Annotated in this window: 12 protein-coding genes, 1 tRNA gene and 2 rRNA genes; 2 read left to right on the forward strand and 13 right to left on the reverse strand. The window is 40.8% G+C overall.

The annotated features are described in order from the left end of the window. Positions 1–32: 32 nt before the first annotated feature. Both groL and groES read right to left on the reverse strand, forming a co-directional pair. On the reverse strand, positions 33–1664 hold the full coding sequence (gene groL, locus AC3WSO_RS21890; protein ID WP_386830440.1) for a chaperonin GroEL: 1632 nt from the start codon (positions 1662–1664) through the stop codon (positions 33–35). Positions 1665–1813: 149 nt separating this feature from the next. Continuing rightward, positions 1814–2098 carry a co-chaperone GroES gene (gene groES / locus AC3WSO_RS21895; protein ID WP_079563614.1) on the reverse strand — a complete coding sequence of 95 codons (285 nt, stop codon included), beginning with the start codon at positions 2096–2098 and terminating at the stop codon, positions 1814–1816. A 172-nt stretch (positions 2099–2270) separates the two neighbouring features. Here groES and AC3WSO_RS21900 point away from each other — a divergent pair, with 172 nt between their 5' ends. Then, complete coding sequence (locus AC3WSO_RS21900) at positions 2271–3035, forward strand: CPBP family intramembrane glutamic endopeptidase (RefSeq protein WP_492533643.1); 765 nt, start codon at positions 2271–2273, stop codon at positions 3033–3035. A 103-nt stretch (positions 3036–3138) separates the two neighbouring features. On the opposite strand, the gene tatC is transcribed toward AC3WSO_RS21900, so the two are convergent. From tatC to AC3WSO_RS21915, 3 genes are all read right to left on the reverse strand, one after another. Further along, a complete protein-coding gene (gene tatC / locus AC3WSO_RS21905; protein WP_492533645.1) occupies positions 3139–3960 on the reverse strand; it encodes a twin-arginine translocase subunit TatC in 822 nt (273 codons plus the stop codon). A 17-nt stretch (positions 3961–3977) separates the two neighbouring features. After that, positions 3978–4163: a twin-arginine translocase TatA/TatE family subunit gene (locus tag AC3WSO_RS21910; RefSeq protein WP_010857065.1), complete on the reverse strand. Its 186-nt coding sequence runs from the start codon at positions 4161–4163 to the stop codon at positions 3978–3980. Positions 4164–4394: 231 nt separating this feature from the next. Continuing rightward, on the reverse strand, positions 4395–5030 hold the full coding sequence (locus AC3WSO_RS21915; protein ID WP_079563611.1) for a redox-sensing transcriptional repressor Rex: 636 nt from the start codon (positions 5028–5030) through the stop codon (positions 4395–4397). Between the two features lie 225 nt (positions 5031–5255). Here AC3WSO_RS21915 and AC3WSO_RS21920 point away from each other — a divergent pair, with 225 nt between their 5' ends. Continuing rightward, the gene (locus AC3WSO_RS21920) at positions 5256–7199 is read left to right on the forward strand and encodes an ABC transporter ATP-binding protein (RefSeq protein ID WP_492534454.1); all 1944 of its coding nucleotides are present in this window, start codon (positions 5256–5258) and stop codon (positions 7197–7199) included. A gap of 480 nt (positions 7200–7679) precedes the next feature. On the opposite strand, the gene tsaD is transcribed toward AC3WSO_RS21920, so the two are convergent. The 8 genes from tsaD to AC3WSO_RS21960 form a co-directional block, all read right to left on the reverse strand. Next, complete coding sequence (gene tsaD / locus AC3WSO_RS21925) at positions 7680–8699, reverse strand: tRNA (adenosine(37)-N6)-threonylcarbamoyltransferase complex transferase subunit TsaD (protein WP_492533647.1); 1020 nt, start codon at positions 8697–8699, stop codon at positions 7680–7682. Beyond that, positions 8696–9148, reverse strand: coding sequence for a ribosomal protein S18-alanine N-acetyltransferase (rimI, locus tag AC3WSO_RS21930; protein WP_492533648.1), 453 nt, complete (start codon positions 9146–9148; stop codon positions 8696–8698). The genes tsaD and rimI overlap by 4 nt, the downstream gene beginning before the upstream one ends. Next, positions 9141–9848 carry a tRNA (adenosine(37)-N6)-threonylcarbamoyltransferase complex dimerization subunit type 1 TsaB gene (tsaB, locus tag AC3WSO_RS21935; RefSeq protein ID WP_492533650.1) on the reverse strand — a complete coding sequence of 236 codons (708 nt, stop codon included), beginning with the start codon at positions 9846–9848 and terminating at the stop codon, positions 9141–9143. Before tsaB ends, rimI begins: the two co-directional genes overlap by 8 nt. Continuing rightward, positions 9845–10294, reverse strand: coding sequence for a tRNA (adenosine(37)-N6)-threonylcarbamoyltransferase complex ATPase subunit type 1 TsaE (gene tsaE / locus AC3WSO_RS21940; RefSeq protein ID WP_492534456.1), 450 nt, complete (start codon positions 10292–10294; stop codon positions 9845–9847). Before tsaE ends, tsaB begins: the two co-directional genes overlap by 4 nt. Before the next feature lie 483 nt (positions 10295–10777). Further along, complete coding sequence (locus tag AC3WSO_RS21945) at positions 10778–11113, reverse strand: hypothetical protein (RefSeq protein ID WP_492533651.1); 336 nt, start codon at positions 11111–11113, stop codon at positions 10778–10780. 326 nt (positions 11114–11439) lie between these two features. After that, positions 11440–11515: transfer RNA gene (locus tag AC3WSO_RS21950), tRNA-Asp, on the reverse strand. A gap of 549 nt (positions 11516–12064) precedes the next feature. Beyond that, positions 12065–12180 (reverse strand): 5S ribosomal RNA (gene rrf / locus AC3WSO_RS21955). A gap of 185 nt (positions 12181–12365) precedes the next feature. Continuing rightward, positions 12366–15293 (reverse strand): 23S ribosomal RNA (locus tag AC3WSO_RS21960). Between the last annotated feature and the right edge of the window lie 13 nt (positions 15294–15306).

Below are 15306 nucleotides of genomic sequence, written 5' to 3' on the forward strand. Positions count from 1 at the left end.
TGAGAAGTGCTTTTATTGGCTAGAACTGTAGGTTACATCATTCCTGGCATGCCGCCCATACCAGACATATCTGGCATTGCTGATGCTGGTTCTGGAATATCTGCTACTACTGCTTCTGTTGTTAAGAAAAGAGCTGCTACAGATGCTGCGTTTTGTAAAGCTGAACGAGTTACTTTCGCTGGGTCTACTACGCCCGCTTCAATCATGTTTACCCATTCGCCTGTCGCAGCGTTGAAACCTACACCGATTGCTTCACGTTTTAGGCGATCCACAATAATTGAGCCTTCAAGACCTGCATTATTTGCGATTTGACGTACTGGCTCTTCTAAAGCACGTAGAACAATTTTTACACCTGTTGCTACGTCGCCTTCTTCTGCATCTGCAACTTTTTCAACTGCTGCATATACGTTAAGAAGTGCAGTACCACCACCTGATACAATACCTTCTTCAACTGCTGCACGAGTTGAGTTTAGAGCATCTTCTATGCGAAGTTTACGTTCTTTTAGTTCAGTTTCTGTTGCAGCACCAACTTTGATTACTGCTACACCACCTGCTAATTTTGCAAGGCGTTCTTGTAATTTTTCTTTATCGAATTCTGAAGTTGTTTCAGCAAGCTGAGCACGGATTTGACCAATACGGCCTTCGATTGCATCTGCACCGCCAACGCCCTCTACGATTGTTGTATTATCTTTTGTCACAACCACTTTTGCGGCACGGCCAAGTGATGTAATATCAGCTGATTTAAGATCTAAGCCTAATTCTTCTGTAATTACTTGACCACCTGTTAAAATTGCGATATCTTCAAGCATTGCTTTACGGCGGTCACCAAATCCTGGAGCTTTAACCGCTACAGCATTGAATGTACCACGAAGCTTGTTCACTACAAGTGTTGCAAGAGCTTCACCTTCAACATCTTCAGCAATGATTAACAGTGGACGACCTTGTTGCACCACTTGTTCTAATAATGGTAATACTTCTTGGATGTTTGTAATTTTTTTATCAGTAATTAAAATGTATGGATTATCTAATACCGCTTCCATTTTATCTGTATCTGTTACCATGTAGTGTGATGCATACCCACGGTCGAATTGCATACCTTCAACTACATCAAGCTCAGTTGTGAAGCCTTTAGATTCTTCAATTGTAATAACACCGTCGTTACCCACACGCTCCATTGCTTCTGCAATTAATTGTCCTACTTCATCATCAGCAGCAGAGATAGCCGCAACCTGTGCGATTTCCTCTTTGTTGCTTACTGGACGAGAAATAGCGTTTAATTCTGTAAGGGCTGCTACAACTGCTTTGTCAATCCCTTTACGAATGCCTACAGGATTTGCACCAGCTGTTACGTTTTTTAAGCCTTCACGAATAATAGCTTGTGCTAATACTGTTGCAGTTGTTGTACCGTCACCAGCGATTTCGTTCGTTTTAGAAGCAACTTCTGCTACTAATTTTGCACCCATGTTTTCATATGGATTTTCTAGCTCGATTTCTTTTGCAATCGTTACACCATCATTTGTAATAAGTGGTGAACCAAATTTTTTTTCTAAAACTACGTTACGACCTTTTGGCCCTAGAGTAATTTTTACCGCGTTTGCTAATTTATCTACACCTTGTAGCATTAATGAACGAGCGTCTTCTGAGAATTTAATATCTTTTGCCATTTGAATTTACCCTCCTGAAATGGAATATTCGTTAAGCTTCATCAATATATTTATAAAAATTTCGCCATACCGTCATTGTCACCCATTCATATGTTTATCTGTGACAATCACTAAAGGTATTAACTTTAATAAACTAAAAAAGTATGAACTTATTCAATAATTGCAAGAATATCGCTTTCGCGTAAAATTAGGTATTCATTACCTTCATATTTAACTTCTGTACCTGAGTATTTAGAGAAAATAATGCGGTCGTCAACTTTAACGTCAAGCTCTACACGTTGTCCGTTCTCTAATATACGACCTGTCCCAACTGCTACAATTTTACCTTCTTGTGGCTTTTCTTTTGCAGAGTCTGGCAGTACAATACCGAATGCAGATTTTTCTTCTACCTCGATTAGTTCGATTACAATACGATCTCCTAGTGGTCTTAACAAGTGAAACAACCTCCTATTAATTAAGTATTAGATTAAGTCTATTAGCACTCTACTCATACGAGTGCTAACACAATTCTTATGATAATCAATCACACTTTTTTTTGCAAGTCAGAACTTCGAAAAATTTTGTTTTCTTTCCATATTCCTCTACAATAGAAAGGTAGCATACTGAATGGAAAGGATTTTGACTGTGAACAATTCTACAAAAATAAATAAGCATAAAAAAACAGCCCTTTATGTTTTAGTGATTTATATCGTCATGCATTTATCAGGTATATTGCTAGCAAAACCGTTTCACAAGCTTGTTATGAGTACAACTGGTTTACCTAGCGAGCAAGCTGCTCCGCTTACGCAAGGCTGGTATATTGCACTTAGCTTTGCCATTGCGTTAATACTAAGCTTAATCCTAACATCTCGCGATAAAGCATTTTGGGAAATTTATAAAGGGAAGAAAGAAACGATACCACTGTCAATTATGTGGGGAATTATTGGTTTCTTCTTAGTTTTCTTTGGCCAAATGATTGGCGCAGCGATCGAAATGGCTATATTCGGTATCCAAGGCGGATCGCAAAACACAGCTGATATTGTGGGTATTGCAAAAGGTGCTCCTATTGCGATATTAGCGATAGTTGTTTTTGGACCAATATTAGAAGAGTTTGTCTTCCGTCGTGTTATTTTCGGATCGCTTGTCCAAACAACTAATTTCTGGATAGCCGGTATAGTAAGCGCCATTTTCTTTGCCCTTATTCATATGGACTTCTCACATATCTTGCTTTATACAATTTGTGGATTGATCTTTGCCTTCTTATATCACAAAACAAAACGTATTTGGACGTCCATTATCGCCCATGTCATGCTGAACGGTTTTGTGACACTTGTACAAGTGTATGCAGAACCATTACAAAAGTTTCTTCAAGAACTAGAAAAAATGCAATAAAAATCAGCGGGTGTTTGAACACCCGCTGAAAGAAGTTAAATTTAAGCTTTATCTATCACGACGAAAAAGCTCGATGCTACTAATTAGCATCGAGCTTCTATTATTATTGATTCAATTCTTCGATTTGACGTCTCTGCTGTTCAAGTGCCTCTTCAATCTGGCGTTTTTGCTCAGCTTCTTGTTCTTCCTTCATTCGCATTTCCTCTGATTTTAAGTATTTCTTATAGCCAACACGAGAAATCATAATGCTAATTTCATAAAGAACAAACAACGGTACTGAAACCATTAAGTGCGAAGCTAATTCAGGTGGCGCGATTAGTGCAGCACATACAAATAAGCCAAAGTATGAATACTTACGAATACGAATTAGTAACTCAGGAGATAGAATCCCAATACGTGAAAAGAACAAGACTACAATCGGTAATTGGAAAAGGAAACCAAAAGGTATTGTAAGCTTAAATAAAAACGAAAAATATTCATGTATGCCAATTGTTTGTTGAATTTCTAAATCGTTTGATAAATTCATCATAAACTTTATGACATAAGGGAATAGTAAAAAGTATGAAAAAGACAGCCCTGCTAAAAACAATAAAAATGAATACGGTATATAGCTTAAAGTTGCCTTTCGTTCTACGTCCCTTAATCCTGGGCTAATAAAAGACCACAATTGATACATCAATACCGGTGAAGATAGGATAAATGCTATTAAAAAAACGACTTGGATATAAATTGCAAGTGGTGTTACTACATCAAATGCATGGAGCTCTATATTGTAATTCGCTCCAGTACTTTGAAGGTATTTAACAAGCGGCTTTGCAACAAAGAAGCCACCAGCCATAGCTAGAACAAAGAAAACGGCAACAATGAAAAGCCGTTTTCTTAATTCTTCTATATGTTCAATGACAGTTAGATCTCTTGGATTCATTCCTCAAACATCCTAACTTACTTATCTAATTCTTTCTTTTTCTTGTCATCATCATCTTCGTCGGCTAAACCTTTAGTAGCATTTTTGAATTCACGTAATGTTGAACCAAATGCTTTACCAAGCTCTGGTAACTTCTTAGGACCAAAAATTAGTAATGCGACAATTCCGATAATAATGAGGCTCATAGGACCAATACCACCCATTAAAGCCACCTCCTCTTTATATCCATCATTTTAACGCATATTTCGCCATTTTGCTAACTAATTATATGTGAAAGTTTTTCGTCATTCTCTCAATTTTATACTTACTTCCATTCAACAGAAACTGTGAGCTATTCTATCAATTATGCCTCGGTCTAATTGCGTCCTAAGGCTTTAACTTCTTTCAACTGGCGTATGTACACCTGCTGAAAGAAGTTAAATTATGTACCTTGATCACTCTTCCTGATTACGAATTAAATAAATAAGCGCCTGCAACTCTACCGATAAATCGATTGTTAAAAGTTGCATTTTATCTGGTACAGTAATACGCTCTGGCGTAAAGTTCAAAATTCCTTTTGCGTTCATCACTGCTAATCTATCAGCCATTTTCTGTGCAGAGCGTGGTGAAACTGTTAAAATTGCAAGCTCCGCTCCGTATTCCGCATATTTTTCTTCCAATAAGTCAGGGTGAAAAACAGGAATATTGCTAATCATCTTCCCTTCTTTTGGGGCCTTCGAGTCAAATGCAACAACGATATGAGTATTGTGGTTTTTTTGAAAATTATATTTTAATAATGCACTACCTAAATTCCCTACACCAATTAACGCAACCTTTGTCGCTTCATGTTGATCGAGCGTTTGACTAAAAAATTGTAAGAGATGCTGCACATCATAGCCATATCCCTTTTTCCCAAGAGCACCAAAATAAGAAAAATCTCGGCGAATAGTTGCAGAATCAATTTTCATCGCTTCACTTAGTTCCTTCGACGAAATGCGTTCCATGCCTTCTTGTGCAAAGTTTTGGATAAAACGATAGTAAAGAGGAAGTCTTTTCGTAGTGGCTTGTGGAATTTTCAATTCTTGTTTCAAACTTTTTCCTCCTTAAAATGTATCAAGTTCTATTTATGATACAGACTTTATATTTCTAAGTTTATAATATTCACTGGAGGATTTCCCTTTAGTTAATGGCGCTTTTACGCCACTAACTAAAGGGAAATCGTTTCAATCTTACATGACAGCTTGGAATAAGTAAAGCATCGACATTGCAAGCCAATCGCTCATCCATTACACTAAGGAAGAATTGAGGTGTCAAGAATGATTGTTTTACAGGTCAATCAACTATATAAATCCTTCCTTGCAGATGAAATTTTAAGCGGTGTAAAATTAGAAGTTCAACATCGTGACCGAGTTGCATTAGTAGGTCGTAACGGTGCTGGTAAATCCACTTTACTTAAAATTATTGCTGGTCAAATGTCCTATGACTCTGGCGATATTATTATCCCGAAAGGTATACAAATTGGATACTTAGAGCAGCATGCTGGTTTAAACTCAACATTGTCGATTTGGGATGAAATGATGACAATTTTTGAGCCGCTTATTGCCCAAGAACTAACCCTACGATCATTAGAACAACAAATGGCCGACCCAGCTGTTTATGAAAATCCTACTTTATATGCAAAAATAATGTCTGAATACGATCATTTACAGCATAATTTTAAGGATGCGGGTGGCTATCAATATGAATCGGATACTCGTTCTGTGCTCCATGGCATGCAGTTTTATCCTGAGGATTACCAAAAGTCAATTAGCTCACTATCAGGAGGACAACGGACTCGGTTAGCACTTGCTAAGCTTCTTTTAAGTAAGCCTGACCTATTAATACTTGATGAACCTACTAACCATTTAGATATTGAAACCCTCTCTTGGTTGGAATCATATTTAAAGGGTTATGAAGGGGCTATTCTAATTGTTTCCCATGACCGCTACTTCTTAGACCAGGTTGTTTCCATTGTCTACGAAGTATCTCGTCATCGCGTCACAAAATATACAGGCAATTATAGTGCCTATTTAGATGAGAAAGCGAAAAATTATGAGCGTGATTTGAAGCTATATGAACGTCAGCAAGATGAAAAAGCCAAGCTTGAGGAATTTATTCAAAAAAATATTGCTCGTGCTTCTACTACAAAAATGGCACAAAGTCGTCGTAAAATGCTCGAACGAACAGAATGGATGGACTCTCCTGAAGGTGAAGAAAAGTCAGCGAGCTTCGGTTTTACAATTGAACGTCAAAGTGGTAACGATGTATTATCTATCGATGACTTAACGATAGGTTATGGTGATAAGAAAATATCAAACGGCATCACACTACGCACTTTCCGAGAAGATCGCATTGCACTTGTTGGACCAAATGGTGTTGGTAAATCCACTTTATTAAAAACCATTGTCAAAGATTTGCTACCATTCACTGGAGAGATTCGCTATGGTACAAATGTTCAAATTGGTTATTATGATCAAGAGCAGGCAAAGCTATCGAGCAATAAAAGTGTTCTAAAAGAGCTATGGGATGAATGGCCTTTAATGAATGAAAAAGATATTCGTACAGTGCTAGGCCGTTTCTTATTCAGTGGAGTTGATGTAGATAAAACCGTGTCGTCTTTATCTGGTGGAGAAAAGGCTAGACTTGCATTAGCTAAGTTGATGATGCAAAAGGCAAATCTCTTAATTCTTGATGAGCCTACCAATCACTTAGACTTAGATAGTAAAGAGATACTGGAAAACGCACTTATTGATTATCCCGGAACGCTCTTATTCGTATCGCATGACCGATATTTTATCAATCGAATCGCTACTAAAGTAATCGAACTGTCTGGTGATGGTTCCTTTGAGTACTTAGGTGACTATGATTATTATCTTGAGAAAAAACAAGAGCTACTAGAAATCGCCCAAATGAAGGCTGCTGCTCAACCGCACGCTCAAGCTGATGTACCTGAGAAGATCTCTACCTCTAAAATTGATAAAGAGGCTAAAAAACGAGAACGTCAAATAAGACGCACGCTTGAGGAACTAGAAGGGAAAATGCAGCAAGAAAACCTTGAAATAGCTCGCTTAGAGGAAGCTCTTTGCGATCCTGAGATTTTCACAGACCACGAAAAAATAACACAGCTCCAGGATGATTTATCCACTTCTAAAGAACAGTACGAGTTATTTGAAATGGAATGGCTTGAGCTAAGTGAAGAACTTGAAAATATCACCTTATAACATCCCCTACCAAACTTCTTTCTTTACGGTGGGAGTATTGTAAAGCCATGTGCCTTGTCGCATGGCTTTTTACTTTACTCGTCTTCATTTTTCATATATATTGGTCAAGTGCTATTTTTCGACAAAAAATGCCCACAACTTTATACACACTATAAATCTAGTAATACCAACATATCAACAGACTTTTCCACATTGTCCACAATTCAAAAATATTTTATTCACATGTTTCTGTGCAAAACAGGCTACTATATATTGAATAATCACAAGTTATGCACAAGTTATCAACATTTTGTGCATAAGTACGGATGTTCGCTCTTTTATTTTCTCCTTGCCTGTGGATAATTTTCTGAAAAATTTGTCAACTAATCGGCTTTATATTTTCTTATGTCCACTGTTTTCTCAACATTTTTTTCACAAAAGCAAAAAAGAGATGTTTTTAGAATTAAATCTAAAACACCTCTTTCTCTATAGTGAAAGAATTTACACCCAGGATTTTAACTCCATTCCAGGGCGACCGTTCATTGATAAATTGCCTCGAATATTCGTTTCAAACATAGGTGTTGCTGCTGCCCCTATCATAGCGGCATTATCTGTACACAGCTTTAATGGCGGTACATACAACGGGATACCTTCTTCCGCAAATACAGACTCAAGTGATGTACGTAAGCCCTTATTTGCAGCTACACCTCCAGCTGCAATAACTTGTTTCACTTTATATTCACGTGCTGCCCGTAATGTTTTAGCTGTTAGCACTTCAACTACGCTATCCTGAAATCCTTTGGCTACGGCAGTCGGAGAAATCTCTTCTCCACGCTGATCCATATTATGCTTATAATTAATAACGGCTGATTTTAAACCGCTAAAGCTAAAATCATAAGAATCTTCCTCTAACCACACTCGTGGGAAGGTTACGGCCTCATCTCCCTCGTGTGCTAGCTTGTCAATACGTGGACCACCTGGATACGGTAAGCCTAAAACACGTGCAACCTTATCATAAGCTTCACCAGCTGCATCATCTCTTGTCTCACCAATGACTTCAAAAGAGCCATGTTCTTTCATATAAACTAGCTCTGTATGTCCACCTGATACAACTAGTGCTAATAATGGAAATTCCATGGGCTGCACGAGTGCATTGGCATATATATGTCCAGCTATATGATGCACACCGATTATCGGTAAATCATTGGCAAATGCAAAAGCCTTCGCTGCATTAATCCCAATTAACAATGCACCTACAAGACCAGGACCTTCAGTAACTGCCACAGCGTCTAAATCAGTTGACTTCATATTTGCTTGTGCTAATGCTTCTTCAATGACCACCGTAATTTGCTCAACATGATGGCGAGATGCAATTTCAGGTACAACCCCACCAAATCGTTTATGACTTTCTATTTGAGATGCAACCACATTTGAAACAATTTCAGAGCCATTTCGAATAATCGCCGCTGCTGTTTCATCACAGCTCGATTCTATTGCTAATATAATTCGATCTTCCATCATAAATTCACCCACATGACAAGGGCATCCTCCCCGTTATCTGTATAATAGCCTTTACGTATGCCACCGTCTTGGAAATCAAGCTTTCGATAAAGATTTTGAGCAACTGTATTTGTCACTCGTACCTCTAAACTCATGACTTCCATACTATGGTCTTTCGCAATACGCATTGCCTCTCGCATTAATCCTTCACCAATTCCGCGACCGCGAGCAGCATCTATAACGGCTACGTTCGTAATTTGCGCTGCGTCTATAACCATCCACATTCCACAAAAACCGATAATGTTATTATATTCATCTATAGCTAGCACATAATGTGCATACCGATTTTCATGCACTTCATAATAAAAAGAGTCTAACGTCCATGGCGTAGAAAATGTAGCAAGCTCAATTTCATACACTACTGGGACATCTTCAGATACCATTTTACGAAATATTACATTACTACTCATGTGCCTTCTCCTTTTGTTCCTTCAGCCAATTCGCCTCCGCCTCTGCAATACGTTTGTATTGCGGGACAAAATGATGAACAGCATCCACACTTGGTAGCTCCACTTTCGTCGCTAATCGAACTGTTTCACTTGCTCTTGGCAAGTCCTGACTAAACGGTATGCGTTGAGCATAGTCACCTAGCACCTCTACGATTTTATGCCAAAAAACATCCACATCTACTCCAACAAATAAAATCGGTGCCTCTAACGCCTGTAAACGCTCTAATAAGCCATCAATATGATCGTGATAATCATCTATAATTGTTTCAAGCTCACGACCTTTATAAACGGCCGTATAAACATTGCCTCTTCGCGCATCGAAAATAGGACAAATAAACCCATCATATAGTGCTGCATTTGCGGCCAATGACTTTAAGCTAGATATTCCAACTAAAGGCTTTTTCAATGTCCATGCTAATGTTTTTGCAAGCGTCACACCTATTCGTACACCTGTATAAGAACCAGGTCCTTCTGATACAGCAATCGCATCCAACTCGCTTGGCTTTATGCCAGCGTTTGCTAGCACTTCTTCAATGGCTGGCATAGCACCAGCCGAATGCGTTAATTTTATATTTTGTACAATCTCTGCGACCACTTTACCATCCCTTATTACAGCAATAGAAAGTGGTGCATTCGCTGTTTCAATCCCTAACCAAATCATTTCATTAGCTCCTCACATAATGCCTCATATCGCTTTCCAAGAGGTGTTAATACAAATCGTCGTTGATTTTCTCCCATTCGGTAAATTTCTATCGCAAGGCGCTCCTGTGGTAAATCTTGTTCAATCAAATGAGCCCACTCGACAACTGACACCGCATCACCATAAAATAGCTCGTCCCATCCAAGGTCTTCATCGCTTTCTGCTAAACGATAAACATCTAAATGATTAAATGGTAAACGCCCCTCATATTGCTTTACAATCGTAAACGTCGGGCTATTGACTGTTCTCTTCACGCCAAGCCCCTTCGCTAATGCTTTCGTAAATGTCGTCTTGCCAGCGCCCAAATCACCCTCTAATGTAATTGTATCCTGGGCTTCTAGTAAGCTTGCTAGCTTCAGCGCAAAATGCTCAGTATCATCAAGTGAATTCATTATTTTTTCATACATCATCTCTTTTTCCTCTCCTAGCTCCATTACTTCTAGTTTACCGAAACAAGCGTAAATGTTCAAAGCATCCAATGGATTTTAAAAAAAACAATTACACCTTAGCGTAATTGTTGCAGCTTGTCGACAAAAAAATATAAATTACTGTATATCGAATTAACAAAAGTAATATTCACTCCGAGTTGATGCTCATCATAGGATGAGTCGAAAAGGTGAAACTACTAATCAATTATGCCTCTGCATAATTGATTCTGGAATTAGCTTTGTGCTTTGGCATGAGGGCAGGTTTGCCTATTTTTTATACAAGGCAAACCTATCCATGTAGATTGCTAGAGAAAAAAAGAACATTTCAACGTCACTACTATACAACTTATGCAAGAAAGCATTCATCAACAGCCTAAAACAATCATGCTTTGGTGTAATTATAGCTATCGCTACTAAAACATGTGCAAAATGAAGTGACAACACGCTTATAGAAAGAAGTGCTTATTTTTTTTTACCCTTTATCTCACTAATCTCTTTCTTAACCAATTTATCATCTTTAAATTGTACATTGTAAGCTTTTGTCATAAGTATTTCATCATTCCAGCGGTATTGATCATTTTTCAATGTTTCTCCTGCTCCCCCTGCAATTTTTACTACCTCCATATATGTCATACCTTCTTTTATTTTTTCAAATTCCGTTTCATTCATATTTTTTTGCCAGTGGTACGCATTGGATTCCTCAATATCTAAGATAGGATCTCCACATCCTACTAGTAATACAGCAGCACCTATGATCAAGCTTATATTAAGACGTTTTATGTAATAATAATTTCTCATGTAACACCTCCAAATCTTTTTCACACGAGAGGAATCGATAATCATCGTCATTTGTATAGTTAATGCCCTATTTGTTAGATTTATTGCCCAGCTCTTTATTTCTGTCACTCTTCATCAACTGTAGTTCTACAAATGCTCCCCCCTACAAGCACTATAGGGTCTTTCCTAGTCTGTTTTATGCAGGGGTTCACCTCCATCTTAAATTGTATTGAATACAAGAAATAATATTTTTAGAAATTATACATATCCACTAATTTCCTTATAATAACAATAAAAAAAGTTCTTATGATTTAAAAGCATCATAAGAACTATATTATCAATTATAATGGCGGTCCCGACCGGGATCGAACCGGCGATCTCCTGCGTGACAGGCAGGCATGTTAACCGCTACACCACGGGACCTCTTTAAGACATTTATAAATATATCATATGTAATTCAGGTATGCAATACTTTTTTATATATTTTTATTTTTATATTCTCTATCTTTTACGTATCGACTTTGCATATCTATTATGTCGACGCAAGATTGGCTTTGGCTTATGCCTGCAGATTTTTGCGTGAAAGCTAAGCGGCAGCACAACATGAGAGTCGACACGATTCGGTCATTTCGGTAATGCCACAAGGCGTGGGATTTTTAGCCTGAGCTCCTCTATTTCAGGGGGTGTTTGAACACCTCCTGAAAAGCAGCTTAAATTCACATTCCTCTCACCATCTATAGAGTAGGAAAGTTTTGTATCTGACGCTATGCTTACAATACAAAAGATATTTGTAACTAATGTTTCACTTTTGCTACGAAAACACTCTTGCTGAAAAAAGAAAGGAGGTAAATATAAAAGAGTAGCTACAATACTAATGTTTTGTAGTTGCTCTTTACATTGTTTCATCGTCAACAGCTTTAATTTCTTTTCTATAATAAAAAAACAGCCAGCACACAGCTGACTGTTTACATTGCCTAGCGACGTCCTACTCTCACAGGGGGAAGCCCCCAACTACCATCGGCGCTAAAGAGCTTAACTTCCGTGTTCGGTATGGGAACGGGTGTGACCTCTTTGCCATCATCACTAGACTATTTTCGGCTTTCAATATACGTCGCATTTCTTCGTCAGCTTCAGTCGTTCAGTCAGTCACGTACTTGAGTACGTTCCTTCCCTCTCTCCATCGCTTCCTCGAACTACTCGTATCTTGAAACCTATATGAAAGAAATTGTTCTTTCAAAACTGGATAAACGGTTCATTGAATGTTTCAAACATTTTGGTTAAGTCCTCGATCGATTAGTATTCGTCAGCTCCATGTGTCACCACACTTCCACCTCGAACCTATCTACCTCATCGTCTTTGAGGGATCTTACTTACTTGCGTAATGGGAAATCTCATCTTGAGGGGGGCTTCATGCTTAGATGCTTTCAGCACTTATCCCGTCCACACATAGCTACCCAGCGATGCCTTTGGCAAGACAACTGGTACACCAGCGGTGTGTCCATCCCGGTCCTCTCGTACTAAGGACAGCTCCTCTCAAATTTCCTACGCCCACGACGGATAGGGACCGAACTGTCTCACGACGTTCTGAACCCAGCTCGCGTACCGCTTTAATGGGCGAACAGCCCAACCCTTGGGACCGACTACAGCCCCAGGATGCGATGAGCCGACATCGAGGTGCCAAACCTCCCCGTCGATGTGGACTCTTGGGGGAGATAAGCCTGTTATCCCCGGGGTAGCTTTTATCCGTTGAGCGATGGCCCTTCCATGCGGAACCACCGGATCACTAAGCCCGTCTTTCGACCCTGCTCGACTTGTAGGTCTCGCAGTCAAGCTCCCTTGTGCCTTTACACTCTACGAATGATTTCCAACCATTCTGAGGGAACCTTTGGGCGCCTCCGTTACCTTTTAGGAGGCGACCGCCCCAGTCAAACTGTCCGCCTGACACTGTCTCCTGCCCCGCTAAGGGGCATGGGTTAGAATTTCAATACAACCAGGGTAGTATCCCACCGACGCCTCCTTCGAAGCTGGCGCTCCGAGATCTCTGGCTCCTACCTATCCTGTACAAGTTGTACCAAAATTCAATATCAGGCTACAGTAAAGCTCCACGGGGTCTTTCCGTCCTGTCGCGGGTAACCTGCATCTTCACAGGTACTATAATTTCACCGAGTCTCTCGTTGAGACAGTGCCCAGATCGTTACGCCTTTCGTGCGGGTCGGAACTTACCCGACAAGGAATTTCGCTACCTTAGGACCGTTATAGTTACGGCCGCCGTTTACTGGGGCTTCAATTCGCAGCTTCGCTTGCGCTAACCACTCCTCTTAACCTTCCAGCACCGGGCAGGCGTCAGCCCCTATACGTCACCTTACGGTTTTGCAGAGACCTGTGTTTTTGCTAAACAGTCGCCTGGGCCTATTCACTGCGGCTCTCATGCGCTTGCACGCTCAAGAGCACCCCTTCTCCCGAAGTTACGGGGTCATTTTGCCGAGTTCCTTAACGAGAGTTCTCTCGCACACCTTAGGATTCTCTCCTCGACTACCTGTGTCGGTTTGCGGTACGGGCACCTCTCACCTCGATAGAGGCTTTTCTTGGCAGTGTGAAATCAGGAACTTCGTCCATACGGACTCGCCATCACAGCTCAACGTTACAGTGTGCGGATTTGCCTACACACACGCCTTACTGCTTGGACGCGCATATCCAACAGCGCGCTTACCCTATCCTACTGCGTCCCCCCATTTCTCAAACGGTGAGGAGGTGGTACAGGAATATCAACCTGTTGTCCATCGCCTACGCCTATCGGCCTCGGCTTAGGTCCCGACTAACCCTGAGCGGACGAGCCTTCCTCAGGAAACCTTAGTCATACGGTGGACGGGATTCTCACCCGTCTTTCGCTACTCATACCGGCATTCTCACTTCTAAGCGCTCCACCAGTCCTTCCGATCTGACTTCAACGCACTTAGAACGCTCTCCTACCACTGACATCGTAGATGTCAATCCACAGCTTCGGTGAATCGTTTAGCCCCGATACATTTTCGGCGCAGCGTCACTCGACCAGTGAGCTATTACGCACTCTTTAAATGATGGCTGCTTCTAAGCCAACATCCTGGTTGTCTGTGCAACGCCACATCCTTTTCCACTTAACGATTACTTTGGGACCTTAGCTGGTGGTCTGGGCTGTTTCCCTTTTGACTACGGATCTTATCACTCGCAGTCTGACTCCCGTGTATAAATATCTGGCATTCGGAGTTTGTCTGAATTCGGTAAACCGGGATGGCCCCCTAGTCCAAACAGTGCTCTACCTCCAGTATTCTCATCACGAGGCTAGCCCTAAAGCTATTTCGGAGAGAACCAGCTATCTCCAAGTTCGATTGGAATTTCTCCGCTACCCACACCTCATCCCCGCACTTTTCAACGTGCGTGGGTTCGGGCCTCCAGTAAGTGTTACCTCACCTTCACCCTGGACATGGGTAGATCACCTGGTTTCGGGTCTACGACCACGTACTATTTCGCCCTATTCAGACTCGCTTTCGCTGCGGCTCCGCCTTCTAAAGCTTAACCTCGCACGTAATCGTAACTCGCCGGTTCATTCTACAAAAGGCACGCTATCACCCATTAACGGGCTCTAACTACTTGTAGGCACACGGTTTCAGGATCTCTTTCACTCCCCTTCCGGGGTGCTTTTCACCTTTCCCTCACGGTACTGGTTCACTATCGGTCACTAGGTAGTATTTAGCCTTGGGAGATGGTCCTCCCGGATTCCGACGGAATTTCACGTGTTCCGCCGTACTCAGGATCCACTCAGGAGAGAACGAACTTTCGACTACAGGGCTTTTACCTGCTCTGGCGGACCTTTCCAAGTCGCTTCATCTAACTCGCTCTTTTGTAACTCCGTATAGAGTGTCCTACAACCCCAAGAGGCAAGCCTCTTGGTTTGGGCTCTTCCCGTTTCGCTCGCCGCTACTCAGGGAATCGATTTTTCTTTCTCTTCCTCCAGGTACTTAGATGTTTCAGTTCCCTGGGTCTGCCTTCAAGACGCTATGTATTCACGTCAAGATACTACGCGATTAAACGTAGTGGGTTCCCCCATTCGGAAATCTCCGGATCAAAGCTCACTTACAGCTCCCCGAAGCATATCGGTGTTAGTGCCGTCCTTCATCGGCTCCTAGTGCCAAGGCATTCGCCGTGCGCCCTTAATAACTTAACCTACAGCTTTCAAT

It is taken from the genome of Lysinibacillus sp. EB106-09-02-XG168, from assembly GCF_058791475.1.